The 24,058-nt window shown below is 70.4% G+C and carries 23 protein-coding genes; 16 read left to right on the top strand and 7 right to left on the bottom strand.

Translation table 11 applies throughout. The annotated features are described in order from the left end of the window. Positions 1-110: 110 nt before the first annotated feature. Positions 111-869 (top strand): class I SAM-dependent methyltransferase, encoded by a 759-nt coding sequence (locus D457_RS33305; protein ID WP_239646213.1) that lies wholly within the window; start codon positions 111-113, stop codon positions 867-869. Between the two features lie 96 nt (positions 870-965). Here the strand turns inward: D457_RS33305 and argG are convergent, their stop codons facing one another. Next, positions 966-2,414 (bottom strand): argininosuccinate synthase, encoded by a 1,449-nt coding sequence (gene argG, locus D457_RS0124600; protein WP_017583339.1) that lies wholly within the window; start codon positions 2,412-2,414, stop codon positions 966-968. 155 nt (positions 2,415-2,569) lie between these two features. On the opposite strand from argG, the gene D457_RS35430 reads away from it, so the two are divergent. The 6 genes from D457_RS35430 (at position 2,570) to D457_RS0124630 (ending at position 8,532) form a co-directional block, all read left to right on the top strand. Further along, complete coding sequence (locus D457_RS35430) at positions 2,570-2,740, top strand: hypothetical protein (RefSeq protein WP_017583340.1); 171 nt, start codon at positions 2,570-2,572, stop codon at positions 2,738-2,740. 121 nt (positions 2,741-2,861) lie between these two features. Then, positions 2,862-4,061: an anhydro-N-acetylmuramic acid kinase gene (locus D457_RS0124610; RefSeq protein ID WP_017583341.1), complete on the top strand. Its 1,200-nt coding sequence runs from the start codon at positions 2,862-2,864 to the stop codon at positions 4,059-4,061. An 18-nt stretch (positions 4,062-4,079) separates the two neighbouring features. Further along, the gene (locus D457_RS33310) at positions 4,080-5,606 is read left to right on the top strand and encodes a sodium:solute symporter (protein ID WP_017583342.1); all 1,527 of its coding nucleotides are present in this window, start codon (positions 4,080-4,082) and stop codon (positions 5,604-5,606) included. Between the two features lie 108 nt (positions 5,607-5,714). Next, positions 5,715-6,341 (top strand): TetR/AcrR family transcriptional regulator, encoded by a 627-nt coding sequence (locus D457_RS0124620; RefSeq protein ID WP_026116991.1) that lies wholly within the window; start codon positions 5,715-5,717, stop codon positions 6,339-6,341. Positions 6,342-6,448: 107 nt separating this feature from the next. Then, on the top strand, positions 6,449-6,934 hold the full coding sequence (locus tag D457_RS0124625; protein WP_026116992.1) for a PH domain-containing protein: 486 nt from the start codon (positions 6,449-6,451) through the stop codon (positions 6,932-6,934). Further along, on the top strand, positions 6,931-8,532 hold the full coding sequence (locus tag D457_RS0124630; protein WP_017583345.1) for a PH domain-containing protein: 1,602 nt from the start codon (positions 6,931-6,933) through the stop codon (positions 8,530-8,532). The genes D457_RS0124625 and D457_RS0124630 overlap by 4 nt, the downstream gene beginning before the upstream one ends. A 96-nt stretch (positions 8,533-8,628) precedes the next feature. Here the strand turns inward: D457_RS0124630 and D457_RS0124635 are convergent, their stop codons facing one another. Both D457_RS0124635 and soxR read right to left on the bottom strand, forming a co-directional pair. Further along, a complete protein-coding gene (locus tag D457_RS0124635) occupies positions 8,629-9,708 on the bottom strand; it encodes an RNA ligase (ATP) (protein WP_017583346.1) in 1,080 nt (359 codons plus the stop codon). 159 nt (positions 9,709-9,867) lie between these two features. Beyond that, positions 9,868-10,317, bottom strand: coding sequence for a redox-sensitive transcriptional activator SoxR (gene soxR / locus D457_RS0124640; RefSeq protein WP_017583347.1), 450 nt, complete (start codon positions 10,315-10,317; stop codon positions 9,868-9,870). A 94-nt stretch (positions 10,318-10,411) separates the two neighbouring features. Here soxR and D457_RS0124645 point away from each other — a divergent pair, with 94 nt between their 5' ends. From D457_RS0124645 to D457_RS0124655, 3 genes are read left to right on the top strand one after another with little or no spacing between them, the layout of a single operon-like run. Then, positions 10,412-11,053 (top strand): DsbA family oxidoreductase, encoded by a 642-nt coding sequence (locus D457_RS0124645; RefSeq protein WP_017583348.1) that lies wholly within the window; start codon positions 10,412-10,414, stop codon positions 11,051-11,053. A 47-nt stretch (positions 11,054-11,100) separates the two neighbouring features. Then, positions 11,101-12,045, top strand: a complete 945-nt coding sequence (locus tag D457_RS33315) for an NADP-dependent oxidoreductase (RefSeq protein ID WP_017583349.1) — start codon at positions 11,101-11,103, stop codon at positions 12,043-12,045. After that, positions 12,042-13,415 carry an MFS transporter gene (locus D457_RS0124655; RefSeq protein ID WP_017583350.1) on the top strand — a complete coding sequence of 458 codons (1,374 nt, stop codon included), beginning with the start codon at positions 12,042-12,044 and terminating at the stop codon, positions 13,413-13,415. The genes D457_RS33315 and D457_RS0124655 overlap by 4 nt, the downstream gene beginning before the upstream one ends. Before the next feature lie 71 nt (positions 13,416-13,486). Here the strand turns inward: D457_RS0124655 and D457_RS0124660 are convergent, their stop codons facing one another. From D457_RS0124660 to D457_RS0124670, 3 genes are all read right to left on the bottom strand, one after another. Continuing rightward, a complete protein-coding gene (locus D457_RS0124660; RefSeq protein WP_017583351.1) occupies positions 13,487-13,879 on the bottom strand; it encodes a RidA family protein in 393 nt (130 codons plus the stop codon). Between the two features lie 137 nt (positions 13,880-14,016). After that, on the bottom strand, positions 14,017-14,988 hold the full coding sequence (locus D457_RS0124665; protein ID WP_017583352.1) for a TauD/TfdA dioxygenase family protein: 972 nt from the start codon (positions 14,986-14,988) through the stop codon (positions 14,017-14,019). 475 nt (positions 14,989-15,463) lie between these two features. Then, a complete protein-coding gene (locus tag D457_RS0124670; protein ID WP_017583353.1) occupies positions 15,464-16,264 on the bottom strand; it encodes a PP2C family protein-serine/threonine phosphatase in 801 nt (266 codons plus the stop codon). 122 nt (positions 16,265-16,386) lie between these two features. Here D457_RS0124670 and D457_RS0124675 point away from each other — a divergent pair, with 122 nt between their 5' ends. From D457_RS0124675 to D457_RS0124690, 4 genes are all read left to right on the top strand, one after another. After that, the gene (locus D457_RS0124675; protein ID WP_017583354.1) at positions 16,387-17,109 is read left to right on the top strand and encodes a DNA alkylation repair protein; all 723 of its coding nucleotides are present in this window, start codon (positions 16,387-16,389) and stop codon (positions 17,107-17,109) included. Between the two features lie 130 nt (positions 17,110-17,239). Then, positions 17,240-18,238 (top strand): ABC transporter substrate-binding protein, encoded by a 999-nt coding sequence (locus tag D457_RS0124680; protein ID WP_017583355.1) that lies wholly within the window; start codon positions 17,240-17,242, stop codon positions 18,236-18,238. Between the two features lie 168 nt (positions 18,239-18,406). Beyond that, positions 18,407-18,973 (top strand): type I-E CRISPR-associated protein Cas6/Cse3/CasE, encoded by a 567-nt coding sequence (locus tag D457_RS0124685; RefSeq protein WP_017583356.1) that lies wholly within the window; start codon positions 18,407-18,409, stop codon positions 18,971-18,973. Between the two features lie 251 nt (positions 18,974-19,224). Next, on the top strand, positions 19,225-20,877 hold the full coding sequence (locus D457_RS0124690; protein ID WP_017583357.1) for a glycoside hydrolase family 10 protein: 1,653 nt from the start codon (positions 19,225-19,227) through the stop codon (positions 20,875-20,877). A 176-nt stretch (positions 20,878-21,053) separates the two neighbouring features. On the opposite strand, the gene D457_RS0124695 is transcribed toward D457_RS0124690, so the two are convergent. After that, the gene (locus D457_RS0124695) at positions 21,054-22,613 is read right to left on the bottom strand and encodes a long-chain-fatty-acid--CoA ligase (protein WP_039831856.1); all 1,560 of its coding nucleotides are present in this window, start codon (positions 22,611-22,613) and stop codon (positions 21,054-21,056) included. 203 nt (positions 22,614-22,816) lie between these two features. Between D457_RS0124695 and D457_RS0124700 the strand changes: the two genes are divergently transcribed. Next, on the top strand, positions 22,817-23,248 hold the full coding sequence (locus D457_RS0124700; RefSeq protein WP_017583359.1) for a DUF6153 family protein: 432 nt from the start codon (positions 22,817-22,819) through the stop codon (positions 23,246-23,248). Positions 23,249-23,356: 108 nt separating this feature from the next. Further along, a complete protein-coding gene (locus D457_RS0124705; protein ID WP_017583360.1) occupies positions 23,357-24,043 on the top strand; it encodes a DUF305 domain-containing protein in 687 nt (228 codons plus the stop codon). Positions 24,044-24,058: the final 15 nt, after the last annotated feature.

Below are 24,058 nucleotides of genomic sequence, written 5' to 3' on the forward strand. Positions count from 1 at the left end.
TAGGGCCCTGCCCCTACCAAGGTCGCTGGTCCCCGACCCACGGCCAGCAGCAGAATCGGAACCCCGCCCCGCAGGCTCGCAACCGACCGAGGAGACCACTCGTGGAGATCATGACCCCGCAAGCCTTCGACGCCCAGTTCCGAGCCCAGCATGAGAGCGCTCTCCTCCAGGAACTGTGGGCGGGTGCCTGGGGCGATCAGTACCCCGCGGAGGTGGCGCCCTCCAGCGGCTGTCCGTGGCGGCTGCTCGGCCTGATGGTCGCGGTCCTGCACCCCGCGCCCGGTTCCACACTGGTTGACCTCGGCTGCGGACTGGGGGGTCCGGGCCTGTGGCTGGCCCGTGCGACCAGAACGCGACTGGTGGGGGTGGACTGGTCCCCGACGGCGGTCCGGATCGCGGGAGAGCGCTCTGCGGACTGGTTGCCTCCCGGGCGCGCCCGCTTCCGCACCGGGACCTTCGAGGCCACCGGGCTCACGACGGCTTCGGCCGACACGGTGATCAGCGTCGACGCTCTGGCCCTTGCCCCGGACCCGCACGCAGCGCTGACCGAGGTGCGGCGCGTGCTGCGCCCCGGCGGCCGTCTGCTGTTCACGGCGGCCGAGCCGACCGGGGGTCTGGGGGCAGACGGCGGGTCGGCCTGGGCGGAGCCGCTGCTCGCGGCCGGGCTCGTGCCCGGTGCACGTCACGAACTCCCCGGGGAGGGCCACGCCTGGGGTCTGCTCTACGCGTCCGTGCGCGAGCACCGGCGGGAGCTGCGCGCACAGATGGGCAGCACGGCCACCGACACCCTGTTGACCGAGGCGACGATGGTCGAGCCGCACCTGGAACAGCTCTCCTGGGGCGCGGTCGAGGCCGTCGCACCCGACTGACCGGCCCCCACCACCCGAGCGATCAATGCAACGCGACGACCGCCCCGCCCGAGGAAACGGGCAGGGCGGTCGCCGTCAGTGCTTGGGCTGCCCGGACTAGTCGGTACCGGCCTCCATGGCCGCGTAGTCGAGCAGATCGTCTTCGGAGCCCTGGCCGCGGGAAGCGATGGTCTCGGCGCCGCCTTCGGGCATCGCGCCGATCAGACCGGTCGAGGCCGCTTGGGCGGCACCGATCGACGTCGGGTGCGTGCTCTCGCCGACCATGCCCAGAGCGGCGTACTCCTCCAGCTTGGCGCGGGAGTCGGCGATGTCCAGGTTGCGCATGGTCAGCTGGCCGATACGGTCGCTGGGACCGAACGCCGAGTCCTCGGTGCGCTCCATGGACAGCTTGTCCGGGTGGTAGCTGAACGCCGCGCCGGTGGTGTCCATGATCGAGTAGTCGTCGCCGCGGCGCAGACGCAGGGTCACCTCGCCGGTGACAGCGGTGCCCACCCAGCGCTGGAGGGCCTCGCGCTGCATGAGTGCCTGGGGCTCCAACCAGCGGCCCTCGTACATCAGGCGGCCGAGGCGGCGGCCCTCGTTGTGGTAGGTGGCGAGGGTGTCCTCGTTGTGGATGGCGTTGACCAGCCGCTCGTAGGAAGCGAACAGCAGCGCCATGCCGGGGGCCTCGTAGATGCCGCGGCTCTTGGCCTCGATCACCCGGTTCTCGATCTGGTCGGACATGCCCATGCCGTGGCGGCCGCCGATGGCGTTGGCCTCCAGGACCAGCTCAACCGAGTTGGCGAACGTCTTGCCGTTGATGGTGACGGGGCGGCCCTTCTCGAAGCCGATCGTCACGTCTTCGGCGGCGACCTCGACCTCGGGGTCCCAGAACCGCACGCCCATGATCGGGTCGACGATCTCGATGCCGGTGTCGAGGTGCTCGAGGGCCTTGGCCTCGTGCGTGGCGCCCCAGATGTTGGCGTCGGTGGAGTAGGCCTTCTCGGTGCTGTCGCGGTAGGGCAGGTCCCGCTCCTGCAGCCACTCGGACATCTCCTTGCGACCGCCGAGCTCGGTGACGAAGTCGGCGTCGAGCCACGGCTTGTAGATACGCAGGGAGGGGTTGGCGAGCAGACCGTAGCGGTAGAACCGCTCGATGTCGTTGCCCTTGTAGGTGGAGCCGTCGCCCCAGATCTGGACGCCGTCCTCCAGCATGGCCCGGACCAGCAGGGTGCCGGTGACGGCACGGCCGATCGGGGTGGTGTTGAAGTAGACGCGACCGCCGGAGCGGATGTGGAAGGCCCCGCAGGCCAGCGCGGCGAGCCCTTCCTCCACCAGGGCCTCACGGCAGTCGACCAGGCGGCCAATCTCCGCGCCGTAGTCGGTGGCACGGCCCGGCACCGAGGCGATGTCGGGTTCGTCGTACTGGCCGATGTCGGCGGTGTAGGCGCAGGGGACCGCACCCTTCTCGCGCATCCACGCGACCGCTACAGACGTGTCGAGGCCTCCGGAGAAGGCGATTCCGACACGTTCACCGACAGGCAGGGAAGTGAGCACCTTGGACATGCAAAAAGTATGCACCTAAATGTATGAACATGCAAACCAGGGTCGTGGCCACGAATGCGGCTCCTGCCCCGCAACAGCTCCGCCCCGGTTACCGGGGCCGCTCACGGGTACACCCCAAGCCCACGACGAGTGCGCCCAAACCCCCTGGAGGCACCGTGTTTGCGACCATCGCAGCCGTCCTGTTCGGCATCGCCGTCCTCTTCGAGATCCTCGGCCTGAACATCGAGGGCATCGTGACCACCACCACCCTCATGCTCACCGGGCTGCTCTTCGCCGCCCTGCATCTGGCCGGGTACGGGGGCCGCTCCCCGCGCCGACGGCGCTGAGCGCCGGCGTGATCGCTACCCGCAGCAGGGCGCCGGCCCACGGGGAGTGTCCGGGCGGAGCGGGCGGGGTACCTTCCATGGACGGGTGCCCCGCCCGCCCCGCCCCTGACCCAGGAGCCCCATGATCGTCATCGGAGTGTCCTCCGGGACCTCTGCCGACGGGATCGACGTCGCCGCCGCCCGGTTCGAGTTCGAGCAGGGCGGTGAATGCCTCCGGCTGATCCCGCTGGGGTTCGCCACCACGCCCTACTCGGGCCCCCTCCGTGAGGCGATCCGCGACGCCCTTCCTCCTGCCGCCACCACGATGGAGGCCGTCTGTCAGCTGGACACCCGGATCGGCCAGGAGTTCGCGGCGGCGGCACGGAGCGGTATAGCCGAGTTCGCCGACGGACGGGCCGACCTGGTCGCCTCACACGGCCAGACCCTCTTCCACTGGGCCGACGGCACCACCGTGCACGGCACCCTTCAGCTCGGCCAGCCCGCCTGGATCGCCGAGGCCACCGGCCTTCCCGTGGTCTCGGACCTGAGGGTGGCCGACGTGGCCGCCGGAGGTCAGGGCGCCCCGCTGGCGAGCACCCTGGACCTGCTCCTGCTCGGCGGCCGCACCGAGCCGACCGCCGCTCTGAACCTCGGCGGTATCGCCAACGTGACCGTGGTGCGCGACGGGCAACCGCCGCGCGCCTTCGACACCGGCCCCGCCAACGCCCTCATCGACGCTGCCATGCGCCTGGTCACCGGCGGACGGGCCGACTTCGACTCCGGCGGGGCCCTGGCCCGGACCGGCCGCCCCGACCCGGCGCTCCTGGACCACCTGCTCGCCGAGCCGTACTACCGGCTGCCCGCACCCAAGACCACCGGACTGGAACTGTTCGGCCCAGACCACCTCGACGCCGCCCTCACGCTGGTCGGGCGTCCCTCGGACGCGGACCTGCTCGCCACTCTGGTGGAGCTCACCGCCGTCACTGTCGCCGACGCCCTGCGCCCCTTCGGAGTCCGGGAGGTGCTCGCCTCCGGTGGCGGCACCCGAAACCCCGTGCTCATGGAGCGGTTGGCCGCCCACCTCTCCCCCGCCCGGCTCGACTCCACCGAACAGCTCGGCCTGGACGGAGACGCGAAGGAGGCGTATCTGTTCGCGCTGATCGGTTTCCTGAGCTGGCACGGGCTGGCCGGATCCGTCCCCGACTGCACCGGCGCCCGAAGAGCCCCGGTGGCCGGACGGCTGACCCCGAGCACCGGACCACTGCGCATGCCCCCACCAGCCTCGGCAGCGCCCCGCCGCCTGTACGTCAGTACCCCCGACTCCGGGTCACCGACCCGATGACCCCCCGGGAGCAGCACCGTGCAGACCATCGATCTCGTTGTCATCGCCGTGTACCTGCTCGCCTCGGCCTGGCTGGGGTTGCGGCTGTCCGGACGCCAACGCGATGTCAAGGACTACTTCATCGGCGGTCGGCGACTGCCCTGGTGGGCGGTGTGCCTTTCGGCGGTGGCCACCGAGACCAGCGCCCTGACCGTGATCAGTGTGCCCGGGGTGGCCTACCTGGGCAACGTCACGTTCCTCCAGGTGGCGATCGGCTATCTGATCGGGCGGATCGTCGTGGCCTTCCTGCTGCTGCCCCGCTACTACCGGGGCGAGATGACCACCGCCTACACCTACCTGGGGCTGCGGTTCGGTCGGGGCATGCAGAGCACGGCCTCGGTCACGTTCCTGTTCACTCGTGTACTGGCCGACGGGGTGCGACTGTTCGCGGCGGCCATCCCGATGAAGATCATCCTCGACTCGCTCGGTGCGGGGGTCTCCTACTTCGCCATCGTCGCGGTCATGGGTGTGGTCACGATCCTCTACACCCTGGTCGGCGGGATCCGGGCCGTGGTCTGGGTCGATGTCGTGCAAATGGGCCTGTACTGCGTGGGCGGTGTGGTGGCCCTGGCCGTCATCACCGCCAGCCTGGACGTGAACTTCCTGGCCGTGGCCGCGGACGCCGGGAAGACGCAGTTCCTGGACTTCACCTCGAACCCCGTCTCCGCTCCGTACGCCACGGTCACGGCGGTCCTGGGCGGTGCCCTGCTGTCCACGGCCTCGCACGGCGCCGACCAGATCATCGTGCAGCGGCTGTTGAGCTGCCGGAGTCTGCGGGACGCTCAGAAGGCGGTGATCGTCAGCGGGGTGGTGGTGTTCGCCCAGTTCGCGCTGTTCCTGACCGTGGGCCTGGCACTGTACTCGTACTTCCAGGCGGCCACCGTCGAGCAGCTCGGCCTGGCCGGCTCTGACGAGCTCTTCCCGGTGTTCGTGGTGGAGGCGATGCCCCCGGGCCTGGCAGGTCTCCTGCTCGCCGGGGTGATCGCTGCGGCGATGAGCACCCTGTCCTCGTCGCTGTCCGCACTGTCCTCCTCGACCATGACCGACCTATACGAACAGTTCTCCCACCGCGCGCTCTCCGACACGCAGGCGCTGCGGATGAGCCGGCTGTTCACCCTCGGCTGGGGGCTGGTGTTCATCGCGGCGGCCGCGATGTTCACCGGCACCGACAACCCCGTCCTCGAACTGGGCCTGTCCGTGGCCAGCCTGACCTACGGCGGTCTGCTCGGCGCGTTCTTCCTGGGGCTGTGGGTGCGCCGGGCCCGCCAGCTGGACGCGGCCATCGCCTTCTGCGCGGCGGTGGCGACGATGTCGTGGCTGTTCCTCTTCCAGCCGGGGCTGATCGGGTTTACCTGGTACACGGCGATCGGTACGGGCATCGTGCTCGGCCTGGGCTACCTGCTGTCGCGCCGCCACCCCGACGACTCTCCCATGGCGGACGCCAGCACCCCTGACGAGCCGTGTGAGTCCGCTGGGCGAGAAGAGGACCGCGGCTCCGTTTCCTGAGGTCAGGCAGCTAGGCCCGGCTGCCGGGGGCCGACCCGCTGTGCTTCTCGACGACTGTCCTCGATCAGCCCTTGCCTTTTTTCAGACCGATCGGACTAAAATAGGACCATGCAGACTGGAAAAATCCCAACCGGCCGGAAACGTGCCTCGTTCATCGAGCAGGCACGGCGCGAACAGGTGATCAGGGCCGCCGCCGAGACAGTGGCCCAGGTCGGCTACGCGAACGCCTCGCTGTCCCGGATCGCCGAGCAGGCGGGGATCAGCAAGAGCGTGATCTCCTACCACTTCGCGGGCAAGGACGAGCTCATGGTCCTGGTCGCGCAACAGTTCATCGACGCGTCCACGGAGTTCATGCTCGCCCGGGTGGAGGCCGAACCAACCGCGACCGGGCAGGTCAGCGCGTGGATCAGCGGTCAGGTGGAGTACTACGCAGCACACCGGACCGGGTTCCTCGCCATGATCAGCATCATCACGAACCACCGTTCCCCCGACGGTTCGAACCCGTTCACCGGCCAGCTGGACGAGGAGGTCGACGAGTTCGCGCAGCTCCTCCAGCGCGGGCAGCGGGACGGGGAGTTCCGGGAGTTCGACCCCCGTTCCACCGCCGTCATCATCCTGCGCAGCACCGAGGCACTGATCAGCGCATGGGTCATGGACGAGAGCCTCGACCTCACCGACCAGATGGGCACCCTCCTCGACTTCGTCCACCACGCGATCCGCCGGGAGAACCGATGACCACCGCCCCGAAAGACCCACCGATACCGAGCACCGCCCCTGTGAACTCCGGATCCGAAACTCCGCGCACCGGGGCACAGACCCCGGGACCACCCACCGCCGATCCGGTGACCCGGTTGCGGCCACCGCGCCATCGCGTCGAACGCCGAGCCGTCCGGTGGTGGGCGCTCCAGTCCATGGCCCTCTTCGGGCCGATCATCACGGTCGCGATCGCCACCCACGTGTTCTGGGAGGCGGCCCGCCCGTGGACACTCGTGGCGGCGGCCGTCGCGGCGGTACTCCTGCTGGTGGGCACCGTCGTGGAGCCCTGGTGGCGGTACGCCGTCCACCGCTGGGAGGTCACCGACGAAGCGGTCTACGGCCTCAGCGGCTGGTGGGTCCGGGAGTGGCGGGTGGCACCAATCTCGCGCATCCAGACCGTGGACGCGGTACGCGGCCCGTTCGAGCAGGTCATGGGGCTGGCCACACTCCGGGTGACCACGGCCTCCTCACAGGGCGCGATCGACATCGTCGGGCTCGACCACGAGGTGGCGGCCGAGACCGCGGAGAACCTGCGCGCCGTCACCCAGCGGACCCCCGGTGACGCCACATGAGCTCCGTGGGTGGGGAACACGAGCAAGCGGCTGAGGTCCCCTGGTCGCGGCTGAGCAACCGGATGCTCTGGGCCGACGGAGTGTGGAGCCTGCTGTCCCTGGCCCCGCTGGCCATCGCGACCTGGGTCTTCGGCACGGACTTCCAGACCGGGAACCCCATGCCGTGGGTGATCATCGCCGTAATCGGGGTTGTCGGGGCGGCTGCGGACGCGCTGCGCTGGATATTCACCCGCTACCGCGTGAGCGGGGAGTACGTGGAGCTACGGACCGGCGTGCTGGTGCGCAACCACCGTTCGGTGCGCAGGGACCGGATCCGCAGCGTGGACCTGGACGCCAAGTTCTGGCACCGGATCGTGGGACTGCGTGTGCTGACCATCGGCGCGGGCCAGCAGGCGGCTGCCGGTGAGTCCGCGTTCGAGCTGGACGCGGTGTCCAAGACGGAGGCCGAGGAGCTGCGCCAGCTCCTGGCCCTCAGTTCACCCGCACCGATCCGCCAGCGCGCACCGGAGGGCACGGAGCTCGATCCGGGCCCGGCCCCGGACGAGAACGAAGACGAGAACGTCGGTCAAACGCGGGTGCTAGCCGGTTTCCGCCCCGGTTGGTTCGTGTACAACATGTTCAACGCCTGGGCCTTTGTCCTGGCGGCAGGCCTGTGTTGGGGCGCCTTCATGCTGGCTCCGGCAGTCGGCCTGGACCCCACCTCATGGGTCGTGGGGTTCCTCGACACCTGGGGGCTCCACTGGGCGTGGGCCGTCCTGGCAGGGGTACTCGTGCTGGGGGTGGTCGGCTCGCTCGGACTCGCGGTCGCCTTCCTGACGGAGTACTGGAACTTCGAGCTGGCCCGCGTTCCCGGTGCGAAGGGCACCCTGCTGCGCACCCGCCACGGACTGTTCCGGACCCGGGAGGTCAACCGGGACGACGAGCGGATCCGCGGCGTCCAGATCTCCGAGCCGGTGCTGTGGCGCTGGCTGGGGATCGCCGACACCACGGTGGTCACGACCGGTCTGGACGAGTGGTCGATGTCCTCACCCACCGCCGTACTTCCCCGGGGGCCGGTGCGGGTGGCCCGTCCGATCGCCGCGGCCGTGCTGGGGACCCCCGCCAATCCCATGGACACGCCCCTGCGGCGCCACCCCCGTGCCGCGCTCGGGCGCAGGCTCTGGTGGGCCACGGTGACAACGGCACTGTTCACCGGCGCTGTGGGGGCACTGGCCGCCACCAACCTCCTTCCGTTGGCCGCCGTGTGGATCACCGCCGCCGTACTCGGGCCGCTCGCCCTCCTGGGCGCGGTCATCGCCTACCGGGCCCTGGGCCACGGGATCGCCGACGAGTACGTGGTTCTGCGGTCCGGGCTGTTCTTCCGGGCGACGACGGCGCTGCGACGCTCCGCGGTGAGCACCGTCGTCATCCGCGAGTCGGTGCCCCAGCGGTTGCTGGGGCTGCGGAGCGTGGCGACGATGACGGCGGCCGGGGCTGGAGGGTACGAGGCCCCCGACATCGCCGCTACCGGATGCACGCTGTTCGCGAGTAAGGCCGCCCCCGGGGTACTCGATCCCTTCCTGGTCACCGAGGAACGTGAGGCGGCCCCTGCCAGATGAGTTCGCCGGGGCGGCCGTGAGCGGATCCCCCGCTCACGGCCGCCCCGGCGTCGACAGTCACTCACAGCACCTGGTCACCGCACTCATGCACGACGCCTATTCGAACTCCGTGCCGCCCTTACGGGTCAGGTAGGCGTCGGAGACGAACTTGGTGATCGTGCGACCGCCCAGGACCTCGGAGAAGCGTTCCTGTGCGGGTCGGACGACCACGCCCTCCCGCAGATGCAGGGCGGCCCCGCTCCAGGTCTCCTTGCCCTCCGCCGCGGCGAACAGCGCGGCCTCGTCATAGGGGCCGTCGTAGAGCACCGGAACCGCGGGCAGGTCCACCTCCGCAAGCAGGGCGGGCAGTTCGGCGGCATCGATCCACCGGCTCTCACCACCCGCCTCGATCCGGATGTCGAACACCGCGTAACCGGGTCGGTCACTGCGGCCGGTCTCGCCGTACTTCAGGTCCTGGACCCCGGCGCCGAACACCTCACCGAACACACCCACCCGGGACGCACCGAAGCGCTCCGCGACGGCCCGCGCGGCCTTGGCGACCCCGTGCGCGGTGACCGCCCTCCAGTACAGGTTGTCCTCGGAGCGCACCAGCCCCAGCCCCTTGGCGCCCTGGCCCTTGGAGGAGACGAACTCCTCGCCGGTCTCGGCGACCAGCGTGAACAGGCAGGCCGTGCCGTGGATCTTCTCGGTGGCCACGACCGGCTCCCCCGGCTCGAACACGCCCGGATAGCGCTTGATGTTCTCGATCTCGACCCACCTGAGCAGGTCGGGGGCGGGCTCCATCGCACCGCTCATGTGCAGCGGGACCTCAGGGACCCACTTGGTGACGCCGAGTTCGCCCGCGAAGTCGGTCCCGGCTTCGTGCTCGGCCGCGAGGTCGCGGTCGCCGAGCCCGGCCGGTCGACAGACGACGCCCTGGGACACCTCACCGCGGAGCCGGAGCGGCTTCACCCGGTTCTTCTTGGCGCCCGCGAGCTTGCCGGTGAGTCCGATCTCCTCGATCAGGTCGTCCGGGAGCACGGCGTTCTCCGGGATGTAGACGGCCCAGTCGCCCGTGCGGTACGCGCCCTTGGCGACGACCGCGCGGAACAGCCCCACCTGCGCGAGTTCGAGCGCGTCGGCGTTGGGGTGCGGAAGGATCGTGAGCCGCTCGGCGGTGACCCGGAGGGTGGACATTGCTCTCCCTGTTCGTGATGTCCTCTGCGGACGGTGTCACGGACGTTCGCGCCCGACGTCCGAGCCAGTGTGTCCGAGAGCCGGGTGACGCCACAACGCCTTTTCCGCCGGGCTTCCCGCAGTGGGCAGGGCCCCGCCGAGGCAACCCGGGGACGGCCCTCAGGGGAAGCGTTGGGCTCCGCTGCCGTCCCGGCCCAGGATGTCCTCCGGGTTGGAGTAGGGGCACGAGACCAGGGACAGGCATCCGCAGCCGATGCAGTTGGAGAAGCGATCCCGCAGCGCGGTCAGCTCCTGGATACGTTCGGTCAGTTCGTCGTACCACTGGCGGGAGATGCGGGCCCAGTCGCGTTTGGTCGGCAGACCCTCCTCGGGCAGCTGGTCGATGGCGTCCTTGATCCGGTCCAGGGACAGGCCCAGGCGTTGGGCCGTGCGGATGAACGCGATGATCCGGAGCGTGTCCCGACGGTACTCGCGCCGGTTGCCCGCCGTGCGGCGGCTCCTGATCAGCCCGAGGCTCTCGTAGTAGTGCAGGGCCGATACCGCCACCCCGGCCCTGTGGGCCACCTGCCCCGGTTTCAGCCAGAGGATGTCCGGGTCCAACTGCGGCATCAGGCTCTCCTCCACCAGCCGACTTGACATCAAGTTCACTTGACGAAGTGGACTCTACGCGACGGACATGACAGGCGAGAGTTCGGAGAGTTCAATGGACAGGATCACGGTGTGGGCCGACATCAGGTGCCCCTGGTGCTGGATGGGCCACCGGCGGCTGAGGGCCGCGCTGGAGCGGCTGGGGACGGCGGGCCGGGAGGTGACCGTGGTGCGCCGGAGCTTCCTGCTGGAGCCCGCGGGCCCGGATTCCCTGGACCGGACCGTGCGCGGCGCCGCGCTGAACTCGTGGGGCATGAGCGAGGCCCAGTGGGAGGCCACCAGGAGCCGGGTGGCGGAGGCGAGCCGCCGCAAAGGCCTCGGGATCGAGATGAACGAGGTGCTGAACGTCGACTCGCGACCCGCCCACCGACTGATCAAACTCGCTGTGTCCCGGGGGTTCGACCCCGAGCAGGTGTGGGACCAGCTCTACACAGCGCACCTGGAACGGCGCGAGGACCTGACGGACCCGGAAACGCTGCGCCGGGTCGGGAAGGGGCTCGGGCTCACCGGAGGGGACGTGGACGCCCTGCTGGGCTCCGACGACTTCGCCGCCGAGGTCGAGGACGACCACCGGGAGGCCGTGGCACAGGGGGTCGGCTCCATCCCCGCCTACGTGCACGCGGGGCAGGCGTTGAGCGGGGCACGGAGTGTCGACGAGCTGGTGGAGTTCCTGAGCGGAACGGGAGCCCGCCGATGAGCAGCAGAACGGAGGGCATGACGGCAGGCACTACTCCCGGGGCCACGATGCGGGCCGCCGCGATCGACGCGTTCGGGCCGGCCGAGAACCTGACAGTGCGGGACTTGCCGCGCCCTGTGGCCGCGCCGGGAGAGGTCCTGGTCCGGGTTCGGACGGCGGGCGTCCAACTGACGGACGCGGCGATCCGGGGCGGCTGGACCCCACCGGGTGCGACCATCGAGTTCCCGCAGGTCCTCGGCAACGAGTTCGCCGGGACCGTGGCCGAGGTCGGTGCCGGGGTGACCGGGTTCTCCGTGGGCGACGGGGTCGCCGGTTACCGGGTCCTCGGCTGCTACGCCGAGTACGTGAACGTGCCCGCCGAACAGGTCGTCCCCAAACCCGCGGAGGTGTCGTGGCTGACCGCGGGCGCCCTGTCGGCCTCCGGGCAGACCGCGCACACCGCTCTTGAACGACTGCGCGTGGGCGAGGGCGAAACCCTGCTGGTGCACGGCGCGGCCGGCGGGGTCGGCACGGTGGCCGTGCAACTGGCCGCGGCGCGCGGAGCCAGGGTGGTGGGCACGGCGAGCCCGGCCAACCACGCGTACGTGCGCTCCCTGGGTGCGGTGCCGGTCGAGTACGGCGAGGGGCAGCTCCAGCGGATCCGAGCCGCGGCGCCCCAGGGGGTGGACGCGGCCTTGGACGCGGCCGGGCACGACAACCTGCGGACCGCGGTCGAACTGGTCGAGGACCGGAGCCGGATCGGGACGATCGTCGACATCGCCCTGGTCAAGGAACTGGGCTGCCAGTGGATCAGCAGCGACCGGTCGGCGGCCCGGCTCCGCGAGCTGCTCGACCTGTGCGCGAAGGGGCGGCTCACCATCACGATCCGCGAGACCTTCCCGCTGAACGAGGTGTGGAAGGCCCATCTGGACGTGGAGACCGGCCACGGCAGGGGCAAGATCGCCCTAGTGGTCGGGTCCGGGGAGCGCACGGACAGCGACGGGACGCCATGACCGCCGAGCTGGGGTCCCCCACCCCGGCCGTCCGGCTCTGGGCCCGGGGGTCGCGGCCGTTGGTGATCGGGGCGCTCGGGCTGATGACCTTCATCGCCTTCGAGTCCTTCGCCGTCACCACGGCCCTGCCGGTGGTGGCCAGGGACCTGGACGCGCAGAGCTGGTACTCGCTGGCCTTCGCCGCGACGGTGACGACCGGGCTGGTCGGGATGACCCTCGGCGGCGCGTGGGCGGACCGGCGCGGACCGTTGCGGCCCCTGCTGTTCGGCGCGGCTGCGTTCCTGCTCGGGATCGCGCTGTGCGTGGTCGCGCCCACCATGGAGGTGTTCGTACTCGGCCGACTGCTCCAGGGCGTCGGCGGCGGCATCGACTCCGTAGTCCTGTACGTGGTCATCGCGCGGTTCGTGCACGAGGACGCCCGCCCTCGCATGTTCGCGCTGCTGACCGCCGCGTGGCTGCTGCCGTCGGTGGTCGGGCCGCTGGTCTCCGGGCTCCTGGTGCAGCTGGTGCACTGGCGCGTGGTGTTCGCTCTCGTGTTGGCAGGGTCAGTGGTGTCGCTGTTGTTCCTGGTGGGGGTGGTACGCCATGTGAGGTCGGGCCACGGGCAGGGGCCGGTGCTGGACCGGCGGGTGTTCTGGGCGGGTGCCGCTGCCGTCGCACTGCTGGGGCTGCACGTCTCCGGACAGCAGACGGCGCCGCTGCTCGCGGTGGGCACGGCGGTCAGCGTGGCCGTGTTGGCGGTCACCGCCGTGCGGCTGCTCCCCGTCGGCACCCTGCGCGCACGCGCGGGCATCCCCCGGCTGGTGCTCCTGCGAGCGCTGCTGGGCGGCTCGGTGGCCGCCACCGACGTCTACCTGCCCGCCTACCTCCAGTACGAACTGGGCTACACGCCCGCCGCCTCCGGCCTCGTGGTCGCGGTCGGGGCGCTGGGCTGGGCGTGCGGTGCCTGGCTCCAGGGGCGTTCGACCGCCGACCCGCACCGGCCGGACCTGCTCTGGAGAGCCGCCGCCCTCGTCTCGTGCGGGCCGGTCGGGGCAGCTCTGGTGGTCGGCGGGCTGCTGCCCGCCCCCGCGGCCGCCCTCTCCTGTGTCCTGATGGGGGTCGGTATGGGCATCGCGTACCCGCAGCTCAGCTCGACGGTCCTGACGCTGTCCGCCAAGGAACGGCAGGGCGCCAACAGTTCGGCCCTACAGGTGGCGGAGTCCCTGGGGTCCTCCGCTCTGCTAGCCGTGGCCGGGGCGGTTCTGACCACGGCGGCGCTCGGGGGGTACCTCACGGTGTACGGCCTGGTGACGGTGGTGGCCGTGGCCGCTCTCACCGTCACTGTGACCCTCCGTCCGGTCCGGGTCGCAGCGGACGGACAGAGCTGAGGGACGGGACGGGGCCGTCTCGGGCCCCGGAGCACTTCGGGGACCCGAGACGGCGGTCCGGACCGGGCCGGTCAGTCGGCGGCGAACGCCTCCAGCTCCACGAGCAGCTCGGGGCGGCCCAGACGGCTGATCTGGGCGCAGACCCCGGGCGGTCGTACGTCGAAGGCGGCCAGGCGCTCGGCCATCATCTCCCCCGCCTGCGCGAAGAAGGCCTCGACGTCGGTGACGTAGGTGTTCATGCGGACGATGTTCCCCAGCCCCATGCCCGCCTCGCGCAGGACCGCCTCGACGTTGTCCAGGGCGACCGAGGTCTGGGCCCGCAGGTCACCGGGGTGCAGCGACTCACCCGTGGCAGAGACCGAGCACTGTCCGCTGACGAAGAGCAGGCGCTGGTGCCCCTCGATGAGGACGCCCTGGTCCATACCCTCGGGGTAGGTCCAGGGGTTGACGGTGGTGCGCATCATGGCGGGGCCTTCCGTGAGGGGAACCTGACGGAGCCCAACGCTAAGACCTCAACCCGACTTGAGGTCAATATCGGCTGCCGTCCCGGTTCCCAGGGACCGGGACGGCGGCTCGGGGCCCGACCGGGCCGGGGGCGGGGTCAGAAGGGCCGGTCACCGACGATGGCGACGCGCTCGGCCACACGGGGGTGCGGGTGGTAGTCGTTCACCGCGTAGTGCTGGGTGGCGCGGTTGTCCCAGAACGCGACCGAGTTGCGCTCCCACCGGAAGCGCACCTGGAACTCGGGGGTGTGCGCCTGCTGGAAGAGGAAGCGCAGCAGCTCGTCGCTCTCCGCCTCGTCCATGCCGACGATCCGGGTGGTGAAGGAGACGTTGACGAACAGCGTCCTGCGGCCGGTCTCGGGGTGGGTGCGCACGACGGGGTGCTCGACCGGCGGGAACCTGTCCTGCCACTCCAGCAGCCGGTCCTCGTCCAGGAAACGGGAGAACCCGGGGATCACGTCGTGCACCGCGGTGCGCCCCTCGATGCGCTCCTTGACCTCATCGGGCAGGTTGTCGTAGGCGGCGGCCATGTCCGCCCACAGGGTGTCGCCGCCCACCGGCGGGACCTCGACCAGGCGCAGGATGGCGCCGAGAGCGGGCGCCTCCCGCCAGGTGACGTCGGTGTGCCAGACGTTCTCGTAGCTGGGCGGGGCCTCACTCTTGGCGAACCGGGCGATGTGGACGTCGTCGCCCTGCTCGATGAACGGGTTGGTCTCCAACTCACCCCACAGCCGGGCGATCTCCTGCTGGCGGGCGGAGTCGATGGGCTGGTCCCGGAAGAAGACCACCTTGAACTCCAGCAGCGCGCGGTTGAGTTCGGCGCGCAGCTCCTCGCTGATCTCCTCCCGCAGGTCGATGCCGTGGATCTCCGCGCCGATGAGGGCACCGAGCGGCCGGACCTCGAACAGTTCGTAGGGGCGGGGCAGCTCTCCCTCGGGGAGTCGGCACAGCGTGCGCGGCCCCTCGACCAGGGCGGTATCCACGGCGGTGCTCCCCCGAAGGGCGGGCTCGGCGGGCCGGGTGGCCTCGACGGTCTCGGTGTCGGTTCTCCGGGTCAGGCTCGGGCTCATGTTCTCTGTCTCTCTGATCGGTGACAAGGGCGGAAGGGGCCGCCGAGGCGCAGGAGGGTGTCACGGGTTCAGGGAAACCAGGCCGGTACGGCTCGGTCCGGAGACCGGCCGCGGGAACGCGGGGCAGCGTGGACTGATTCGCCGGCGGTCGCGCCGGAGCCGGGCTCGGGCGTGGAAACCGCCGGTCAGCGCCTACCCCTGGGGAAGGGAGTCGACGCACCGGACACCGCGGGCCTCGGAACGGCAGCGGCGGATCAACAGTGCGGAGGGGAACCCAGGCGACCGCGGCGCAGGATGATGCCCGGCGTTCCGCGACGCGCCCTGTCAGCTGCCCGGGAGGACCGGCGAACGGTCGGGCGGCTCGACAAGGGGGTTCTCATAGCTGTGAGAGTGGAGCACCGGAAGGGTGCCTGTCAACCGCCCTGGGCCGCAGGCCCCACCGGTGAGGGGGTTACCGCCCCGGTGGAGCCCGCGGTCACCGGTCGCCGACCGGAAGGAGGAGGGCGGTGACGTTGTCGTGTCCGCCCCGGTCGAGCGCGTGTCCGACCAGGGCGCGCGCGGCGGGCAGCCACGAGTCCCCGCGCCGCGGGGACGGGACCGCGGCTCTCAGATCAGCCGGATCGGCAAGGTAGCGGGTCAGCCCGTCGGTGCACAGCAACAGCACGCCGGGGACCGTCGGACGCAAACTGCGCGAACCCGGCTCGGCCGGTTCCGCGTCGGCGCCCAACCATGCCGAGATCGCGCCGAACTCCCCTGTGTCGTCCTCCGTCAGCAGCACCGCCGGACCTTGTTCGGGCAGCCAGTAGGCGCGGCTGTCCCCGACCCAGGCGACCCACAGGCCCTCGGGACCCACCGCGCCCGCCACGTACGTGCAGGCGGGTGCCGGGGATTCGGTGCCGGACAGGGCCTCGACGGCCCGCCCGGCGCGCGCAGCGGAGCGACTCAGGGCGGTCTCGGGGAGGTCTCCGCCGACCAGCCGTTCAGCGAGGGCAGCGCAGCCGGTCTCCGCCGCGAGTTGAGCGGCGCGCTCGGCCCTCGGCGACATCGACACCCCGTCGCAGACCACCCCGGTGGTCCAGTCCCCAGCGGCCGCGAGCGCCAGGGCGTCCGCGTTGATCCCGCGCCGCGCCCCCCGGTCGCTGACCCCCGCCGCGCCGTCGGCCCCGGTGGCCTCCATCCGCACCCTGTAGTCCGGTTGGTCCGCACCGCAGTCCCAGCAGTGGCCGTCGGGGGCGACCGTCCCCTCACAGGCGACGCATAGCGGGGTCTGGGTCATACCCGGGATTCTGGCAGAGAGGCCCCGGAGCAGGAAGGCACGGCGGGCCGGGTCCGACCGGACCGCCGTTCGGCGGGGTGTTCCGACCGGTGCGGTCGGGTGCGCTCGGTTATCGTCACCCCATGGCCGACGACCTGACCGCCGAGGCCTTCCTGGCCCGGCTCGACACCCACCGCAGCGACGAGGAGCTCCGTAAGTACCAGCGGTACTTCCGCTTCGACGCCGATGCCCAGGACCCCCTCGACTACTTCGTCGGGGTACGCATGGGCACCGTGTTCGCGCTCGCCAAGGAGTTCGTGGACATGGACCTCGACCAGATCGAGGCCCTGCTGGAAAGCCCGGTCCACGAGGCGCGCGCCGGAGCGCTGAGGATCATGGAGAAGAAGGCCCGCCGCAAGGGGGCCACCCCCGAGCAGGTCGGCGAGCTCGCCGACCTGTACCTGCGCCGCCATGACCGTGTCAACGACTGGGACCTGGTGGACCTGGCCGCCTACCACGTCGTGGGCCGGCATCTGCGAGAGCGCTCTCGGAAGGTTCTGTACGAGCTGGCCCGTTCGGAGAACCCGTGGCAGCGGCGGACCTCCATCGTGGCGACAGCACACTTCATCGGGCACGAGGACCTGGACGACACCTTCGCGATCGCCGAACTCCTGCTGGGTGACGACCACGAACTGGTCCAGAAGGCGACCGGCTGGATGCTGCGCTCCGCGGGCGACGTGGACCCCGATCGGCTGCTGGCCTTCCTGGACACCCACGCGGCGAGGGCCCCGCGCCCCCTGCTGCGCGCGGCGATCGAGAAGCTTCCGCCACAACAGCGAGCCCACTACCGGGGGCTGCGCGCGTGAGCACGGGCCACACGGGCGGGCCAGGCTCGGGAACGGGGTCCGGGGTCGCGCGGGTGTGAGCGGGGCCGCCCGGGCGACCAGCCACCGCGGGACTAGGATAGGCGAGCCTAACCTTAGCGAACGGAGTCCCATGTTCACCGGCCCCGCCCCGCGCTCGATCGCGTGCGCCCTCATCGTCCTTCTCCCCCTCACCGCCTGTGGGAACGCGGGCGAGGACTCGTCGGAGAGCGCTCCCTCATCGCAGGCCGCCGAAGGCGCGTTCCCGGTGACCATCGAGCACGAGTTCGGCAGCACCACCATCGAGGAGGAGCCCGAGCGGGTGGTCGCCCTCGGCGTCACGGACGCCGACGCGGTCCTGGCCCTGGACCTCGTCCCGGTCGGCAACACCGGCTACACGTTCTACGAGTCCGGGCTCGGCCCGTGGACCGACGACCTGGTCGAGGGCACCGAGCTGACCCGAATCGACTCCGATTCCGAACCCAACGTCGAGCAGATCGCCAACCTCGCCCCCGACCTCATCATCGGTGTCTCCGCCGGGTTCGACGACGCCGTCTACGAGGCCCTCTCCCAGATCGCCCCCGTGGTCGCGCGACCCGCCGGGGTCGCCGCGTACACCGTGCCCCGGGACGAGGCGACGGAGATCATCGCCACCGCGCTCGGCCGCCCGGAGGAAGGCGTCGCCCTCAACGAGGCGACCGACGAACTCCTCGAACAGGCACGCGCCGAGTACCCGGAGTTCGAGGGGCTCACCGGGACCGCGGTCCTTCCCTACGACGGCAAGTACGGCGCCTACCTGCCCGGAGACGCCCGCGGCAGATTCCTCCTGTCGCTGGGCTTCGACATCCCCGAGGCGATCACCGAGCGGGACAGCGGGAACGACTTCTTCGTGGAACTGTCCGCGGAACGCGTGGACCTGCTCGACGGAGACCTACTGCTCGTGGTGAGTGACGACGAGGACTTCGACATCACCGAGGGGTCCAGTGTCTTCAACACCCTCGACGTGGTGCGTGAGGACTCCGTTATCGCCACCACTCTGGACGAGCGCGGCGCGGTCACCTACAACTCCGTGCTGTCGATCCCTTACGCGCTCGACCACCTGGTGCCGAGGATCGGTGGAGCGCTCTCCTGAGGATTCGGGGAGCGGCACTCGAAGCGCGCACCCGGACCCGTGAGGGGTGGGCTGATCAGGGGCCCACCCCTCGTAGGCTAGAAAACCTCACCACGGGCCCGGACTCCTCCGGTGCTTCGTGCGCGCACGCGATCCCCGCTTCAGCGGGACGACCCAGATCGGATCTCCTTGTACCTGTCCCGCATCAGCCTCGACCCCCAGCGCAGCATCGGCATGGACCAGTGGGGGGTGATGGGCCGGGCCGTGCGCAAGGCCGTCGACCCCGCCCCCGAATCCGACGCCCGGGTGCTGTGGGCGCGCCTGTCCCCCACCACTCTGGTGATCAGTTCCGACACCGCCCCCGCCTGGGGAAAGCTTTCCGGGGCGAAGTCAGCCTCGATCCTGCCGATGACCCGGCACCCGGAGGGTGAAGCCGTCCGATGGGAGCTCATCACCGCGCCCACCGCGCAGCGCGAGGCGGAGCCCACGGAGGAGAACCCCAGGCCGAAGGTGAAGAAGGTCGCCCTGCCGGAGTCGGAGTTCGACGCGTGGCTGGACCTGAAGCTGGGCGAGGCCCTGCGCGTCACGGCGGCGAAGTGGAAGCGCCTGGGCGGCCGTCCGGCCCGCTTCCACTTCATCGGGGAAGCCATCGTCCAGGACAGCGAGGCGCTCCAGGAGCTGTCGCTGAAGGGCATCGGCGCGGGCACGGCCACCGGTGCCGGATTGCTCCTGACCTCCCCGCTGGAAGACCAGTAGGCGCACGTAAACGCGCGGAACAACGATTGAGCGGGATCAGAATTCCACCAAAAAGGAATTCAAGCCAAAAACCTCACATTCTTCCCATCTGACCCAACCTCGCGTAGGAGTGTTGCATTCAGCGGGTAAATCATGAAGGTTTTCTCCTAAGCCCGAGCTGACCGTCGCACGCGGACCGCCGGAGGAACACCGAAAAACAGGTGGCTCCTCCCAGGTCCCCGTCCGTACGACGCAAGCCTGAAGGAGCAACCTTGGCGTACCCGCACCGGAACCGACCCGCCGCACGGCCCGATCCCTCGGCTCCGTTCCCCCGCACCACCGCACCACGTGCCGCCTCCCGGACCGCGCTCTTCAGCGGAGCCCTCGCGGCGGCGCTGACCGCGGCGCTGCTCCACGCCCCGCAGGCCGCCGCGGAACCCGAACCGGAGAGCCAGGCGCCCTGCGCCAGCGACCCCGGGGCCCCGCCCAAGCACCAGATGCGGGCCGAGTGGATCGCCAGCGTGTACAACATCGACTGGCCCACCGAACAGGGCCAGAGCCCCGAGAAACAGCAGGCCGACCTCGTCGACCTGTACGACGAGGCCGTCGACAACGGCCTCAACGCGGTGTTCGTACAGATCAGACCCACCGCTGACGCCTTCTGGCCGTCACCGCACGAGCCCTGGTCGGAGTGGCTCACCGGTGAGCAGGGCGGCGACCCCGGGTACGACCCGCTGGAGTTCGCGGTCGAGGAGGCCCACGCCCGGAACCTGGAGTTCCACGCCTGGTACAACCCGTACCGGGTAGCCATGCACGACGACCCCGGGGCGCTGGTCGAGGACCACCCGGCCCGGCAGAACCCCGACTGGATCTTCGAGTACGGCGGGCGGCTGTACTACAACCCCGGCATCCCCGAGGCCCGCGAGTTCGTGATCGAGGCGATGATGCACTCGGTCGAGAACTACGACCTGGACGGGGTGCACTTCGACGACTACTTCTACCCCTACCCGGTCGCTGACCTGGAGATCCCCGACGAGGACACCTACGCCGAGTACGGCGCCGGGTTCGACGACATCGGGGACTGGCGGCGCGACAACGTCGACCTCATGGTCGAGGGGATGAGCGACGCGGTCAGCGCCGCCAAACCACACGTGAAGTTCGGAATCAGCCCGTTCGGGATCTGGCGCAACTCCAGCACCGACCCCGACGGGTCGGACACCAACGGCACCCAGTCCTACGACAACCAGTACGCCGACAGCCGCAAGTGGGTCCTGGAAGGCTGGCTCGACTACATCAACCCGCAGGTCTACTGGGAGATCGGGCTGCCCGTCGCCGACTACTCGGTCCTCGTCCCCTGGTGGGAGGAGGTCGCCTCGGGCACCGACACGCACCTGTACATCGGGCAGGCCGCCTACAAGGTCGGCAACCCGGGGGCGTGGCAGGACCCGAACGAGCTCTCCAGCCACCTGGACTTCAACAAGGACTACCCCGGGGTCCACGGGGACGTCTACTTCAGCGCGACGTCGCTGCGCACCAACGCCCAGGAGGCCATGGAGATCCTGGTCGCGGACCACTACTCGCACCCCGCCCTGGTGCCGGTCAAGCGGGACCTCGGCGGAACCGTCCCCGCTCCCCCGAGGGTGAGCGCGGGCGAGGGGGACGGCGGCACCGTCCTGGATATCAGGCCCGGCCCCGGTGAGGCGCCCGCCTACTACGCGGTGTACGCCTTCGACGGCAAGCCCCGCCCGGATCAGGCCCGCTGCGGTATCGAGGACCCGCGCGCCATGCTCGGCACCGTGCGGGCGGATGAGGACGGCTCCGCGACCTTCACCGCACCCGCTGATTCCGACACCACGTACTACGTGACCGCCCTGCACCGACTGCACCACGAAAGCCGCGCCAGCGCCCCGCGGTACCTGCCCTAGGAACCCCTGAACCCGCCTCCGGACCGCCGCACCGGAGCTCTCACGAAGAGCGCTCGAGGGACCCGGCACCATCCAGGTGCCGGTTCCCTCGTGTGCCCCGGGCCCGCGAAGGCGGCGGAAGCTCTCCCCGGACCCGCGAGAGCACTCGCCGAGGGCCAGCGGGGCCGGCTCCCGGCTTAGGTAGCGCCCCCGCTCTCGCCCGTGGCCAGGGGACGGAGCTCCTTCTTGAGGATCTTGCCGGTCGGTCCGACGGGGAGCTCGCTCAACAGGCGCACCTCGCGCGGGTACTTGTAGGCGGCCAGCCGCTCCTTGCAGAACGCGATGAGGTCCTCCTCGGTGGCCTTGGCGTCGGGGCCCAGGGACACACAGGCCACGACTTCCTCACCCAGGCGGGCGTCCGGGCGCCCGATCACCGCCGCGGCGGTCACCTCGGGGTGCTCGTACAGGACCTCCTCGACCTCGCGCGGGTAGACGTTGTACCCGCCGCGGATGACGAGGTCCTTCTTGCGGTCGACGACGAACAAGTAGCCCTCCTCGTCGGTGTAACCCAGGTCGCCGGTGTGGAACCAGCCGCCGCGGAAGGCCTCGGCGGTCGCCTCCGGACGGTTCCAGTAACCCTTCATCACGTTGTGGCCCCGGACCACGATCTCCCCCACCTGGTCGGGGCCGGGCGGGAGCGGCTGGTCGTCGGGGTCGACCACGCGCACGCTCACTCCCCAGAGCGGCTTCCCGATCGAGCCGACCCTGCGCTGCTCGGCGTTGATGTTGAAGGTGGCCCCGGCGCAGGTCTCCGAGAGCCCGTACCCCTCCAGGATCACCATCCCGGGGAACTTCTCCTCGAAGGCGCGCATGACCTCGCCGGGCATCGACGCGCCTCCGGAAACACCCACACGCAGCGTGGACAGGTCCCGGCCCCTGGTGTCACTGTGCAGGATTTCCTGGTACATGGTCGGCACCCCGGCGAGGATCGTGCACCGGTGCCGCTCGATGGCTTCCAGCGCCGCGGCGGTCTCGAACCGGGGCACCAGCACGACGGTGCCGCCGTTGCGCACCGCCACGTTGAGCACGCTGGACAGGCCGAAGATGTGGAAGAGCGGCAGGACCGCGAGGCCGATGTCGTCGTCGCGGAAACCGAAGAGGTCCCCGCCCACAGTGCAGTTCATGTACATCTGAAAATGGGTGAGCTCGGCGCCCTTGGGCCTGCCGGTCGTGCCGCTGGTGTAGAGCAGGACGGCGGTGTCGTCGGATCCGGTGGGCTCGGGTTCGCCGAAGTCCTCGGCGAAGTAGAGCTCGTCGTAGTGGAGTGTGCCCTCGGGGCGTTCGTCGTTGCCGGGCAGGTTCACCACGTACGTGCGCACGCTCTCCCCGGTTTCAGCCAGCTCGACCGCCCGCACCGCCTCCTCGGCGAACATCTCGAAGGTCACGAAGACCCGCGCCCCCGAGTCGGTCAGGTGGTAGGCGGTCTCGGGCGCCTTGAGGAGCGGGTTCAGGGGAACCATGACCAGGCCCGCCTTGAGAATACCGAAGTAGGTGAACAGGAACTGGGGCAGGTTGGGGAGTTGGACGGCGACCCGGTCCCCGGGTTCCAGTCCGAGGCCGCGCAGCGCGGAGGCCACCCGCCCGGAGATCTCGTCGACCTGGGCGTAACTGAACTCCAGGTCGTTGATGTGGCAGAGGGGTTTGTCCGGGTTCTCCCGCCGTGATTCCTGAAGGATCGTCGCGAGGTTGAAACTCATGGCACCCACCTAGGATTTAACCGACCAGACGGTATGTTTCCGGAACGTATATATGCGGGTGCCGTGGTGTCAATGGTGGCTTTCTCGAAACCCGCCTGCGCGAAGGGCTCCGGAAAGGTGCGGCGGCTCCGGCAGCAAAGACCCGCACCCCGACCGGACACCCTGGTCGAGTACCCCCTCGGGGTAGGGGTACGCTGGCGCACATGTCGCCGTCCGAGCCGCGCCGCAGCCGCACGGGATCCGCCCTGACGCGGATCCTGCTGATCACCGTGCTGCTGCTCGGATTCGGATCCATGCACACCCTGGGCCACGTCCAGCACGAGGCACACGCCTCGACCGGCGCCCATTCATCCGGTGCGCACTCGGCCGGCCCCCACTCGGCTGGTACCGACTCCACCGGCGGGTACTCGGCGGCGCCGGAGAGCGCCCTATCGCTCCCCGAGCTGGACCCGACCTCGGTCTGCCTGACCCTGGGTGCCTTCGTCGCCGTTCTGCTGGGCGTGGCCCCCGGCGCCTTCCTGCGCTGGCCCAGAACCCCCGCGGACACAGCCGGTCCGGCCCTGTTCCCGGTTCGGCCGCCCTTCCCCGCCCCGGACGAACCCTCCCTCTCCCGTTTACAGGTGCTGCGCATCTAGATGCCCGCGCGCCCCGGCACCCGCGTGTCGGCAGCGCGCCCCGCAGCACAGACGGCCGCGTCGGACCCGGATTCGACGCGGAGGAGATCCTAGAGAGGAAAGGTCACCATGACCTCGTTCGAGCGTGCCCTGAAGAAGCGAGTCCTGACCGCGGCCACCGCCGCCTTCGCTACCGCCCTGTTCGCCGCGGCCTGCGGCGGCGGTGACGAGGACGCCCCGACCACCAGTTCGGAGAGCGCGGAGCAGGCCGCCGAGTTCAACGACGCGGACGTGCACTTCGCGCAGATGATGATCCCCCACCACGAGCAGGCCGTCGACATGGCCGACCTCGCCGACACCCGCGCGGGCTCGGAGGTACAGGCCCTGGCCGAGGAGATCCGTGCCGCCCAGGGGCCGGAGATCGAACAGATGGAGACGCTGCTCGACGCCTGGGGCGCCGAGGTGGAGCACGGAATGGACCACTCCCAGATGGACGGGATGCTCTCCGAGGGGCAGATGACCCAGTTGGAGGCCGCCGAGGGGGAGGACTTCGACACCCTGTTCCTGGAGTTCATGGTCCTGCACCACGAGGGCGCCGTGGACATGGCCCGCACCGAGCTCGCCGACGGGGTCAACCCCGAGGCCCGTGAGCTGGCCGAGGAGATCATCGCCGCTCAGGAGGACGAGATCGAGCAGATGAACGAGATGCTGGGTGTCGAGGAGCCCGGCGTCGAGGAGTCCGGCGTCGAGGAGTCCGGCGCCCAGGGCCCGGGCGGGGACGCCGCCGACGACAACGACGACCACTCGGGCCACTAGGTCCGGGGATCGCCA

Origin of the sequence: Nocardiopsis valliformis DSM 45023, from assembly GCF_000340985.1 — a bacterium.
GTDB lineage: Bacteria > Actinomycetota > Actinomycetes > Streptosporangiales > Streptosporangiaceae > Nocardiopsis > Nocardiopsis exhalans.

Coding starts and splice junctions, on each gene's coding strand:
- D457_RS33315 (WP_017583349.1), top strand. CDS start 11,101: ATGCGGGCCGCCGCGATCGACGCGTTCGGGCCGGCCGAGAACCTGACA.
- D457_RS0124610 (WP_017583341.1), top strand. CDS start 2,862: ATGATCGTCATCGGAGTGTCCTCCGGGACCTCTGCCGACGGGATCGAC.
- D457_RS0124675 (WP_017583354.1), top strand. CDS start 16,387: ATGGCCGACGACCTGACCGCCGAGGCCTTCCTGGCCCGGCTCGACACC.
- D457_RS0124655 (WP_017583350.1), top strand. CDS start 12,042: ATGACCGCCGAGCTGGGGTCCCCCACCCCGGCCGTCCGGCTCTGGGCC.
- D457_RS0124645 (WP_017583348.1), top strand. CDS start 10,412: ATGGACAGGATCACGGTGTGGGCCGACATCAGGTGCCCCTGGTGCTGG.
- D457_RS0124680 (WP_017583355.1), top strand. CDS start 17,240: ATGTTCACCGGCCCCGCCCCGCGCTCGATCGCGTGCGCCCTCATCGTC.
- soxR (WP_017583347.1), bottom strand. CDS start 10,317: ATGCCGCAGTTGGACCCGGACATCCTCTGGCTGAAACCGGGGCAGGTG.
- D457_RS0124665 (WP_017583352.1), bottom strand. CDS start 14,988: ATGAGCCCGAGCCTGACCCGGAGAACCGACACCGAGACCGTCGAGGCC.
- argG (WP_017583339.1), bottom strand. CDS start 2,414: ATGTCCAAGGTGCTCACTTCCCTGCCTGTCGGTGAACGTGTCGGAATC.
- D457_RS0124670 (WP_017583353.1), bottom strand. CDS start 16,264: ATGACCCAGACCCCGCTATGCGTCGCCTGTGAGGGGACGGTCGCCCCC.
- D457_RS33305 (WP_239646213.1), top strand. CDS start 111: ATGACCCCGCAAGCCTTCGACGCCCAGTTCCGAGCCCAGCATGAGAGC.
- D457_RS0124660 (WP_017583351.1), bottom strand. CDS start 13,879: ATGATGCGCACCACCGTCAACCCCTGGACCTACCCCGAGGGTATGGAC.
- D457_RS0124620 (WP_026116991.1), top strand. CDS start 5,715: ATGCAGACTGGAAAAATCCCAACCGGCCGGAAACGTGCCTCGTTCATC.
- D457_RS0124695 (WP_039831856.1), bottom strand. CDS start 22,613: ATGAGTTTCAACCTCGCGACGATCCTTCAGGAATCACGGCGGGAGAAC.
- D457_RS0124705 (WP_017583360.1), top strand. CDS start 23,357: ATGACCTCGTTCGAGCGTGCCCTGAAGAAGCGAGTCCTGACCGCGGCC.
- D457_RS0124700 (WP_017583359.1), top strand. CDS start 22,817: ATGTCGCCGTCCGAGCCGCGCCGCAGCCGCACGGGATCCGCCCTGACG.
- D457_RS0124630 (WP_017583345.1), top strand. CDS start 6,931: ATGAGCTCCGTGGGTGGGGAACACGAGCAAGCGGCTGAGGTCCCCTGG.
- D457_RS0124635 (WP_017583346.1), bottom strand. CDS start 9,708: ATGTCCACCCTCCGGGTCACCGCCGAGCGGCTCACGATCCTTCCGCAC.